Consider the following 589-nt stretch of genomic DNA (forward strand, 5'->3'; position numbering starts at 1 on the left):
CCGCTTCGGTGAAACTCTTTTGGTAGCGTCCCTGCGCGTGGGCGGCGGCGGCGCCGGCCGCGTCCAGCCAGGCCGCGTCCGGCGCGTCCGGGCTGGCGCTGAATCTGAGCGCGGCCGGCTTCCATGGCAGCGTCCCTCCCTGATAGCTTTGCTGTTCGGCCACGATGCGGGCCTGCTCGGCGGCGATGTCTACGCCGGCCGCCGTGCCGTCCAGCGAGCGCGCGGCGGCCAGCGCCGCCGCGTCCGCCAGATTTTGCAGGCGGCTCTTTTGCTGGTACAGCAAGGACAGGTCCAGCGCCATGCCGATCACGCACAGCAGCACCGGCAGCAGCAGCGCGAACAGCATGGAGAGCACGCCGCGCTGGCGCGCCTGGCTGCGGTGGACGGCGCGGCGCATCACTTGGCCCCGCTCACGCCGATGGTGAAGCTGCCCTGCTGCGGCGCCGCTTCGGTGAAACTCTTTTGGTAGCGTCCCTGCGCGTGGGCGGCGGCGGCGCCATCCATGCCGGCCGCCGCCTGGCCGCGCGCGTGGGCCTGGCGGCCCGCCTCGGGGTTGGCGATCTGCAGCGCCAGCGTGGCGCGGGTGGCC

At 73.5% G+C, this 589-nt stretch carries 1 protein-coding gene and 1 pseudogene; both read right to left on the reverse strand.

Annotated elements, in window-relative coordinates; translation table 11 throughout:
- A partial coding sequence (locus GTP77_RS29820) for a pilus assembly protein TadG-related protein (RefSeq protein ID WP_187358905.1) occupies positions 1–397 on the reverse strand: 397 nt, incomplete at its 3' end.
- Positions 397–589, reverse strand: a pseudogene (locus GTP77_RS29825) (hypothetical protein); the annotation flags it as partial. The pseudogene GTP77_RS29825 and the gene GTP77_RS29820, both read right to left, overlap by 1 nt.

The organism is Pseudoduganella aquatica, from assembly GCF_009857595.1.
GTDB lineage: Bacteria > Pseudomonadota > Gammaproteobacteria > Burkholderiales > Burkholderiaceae_D > Rugamonas > Rugamonas aquatica_A.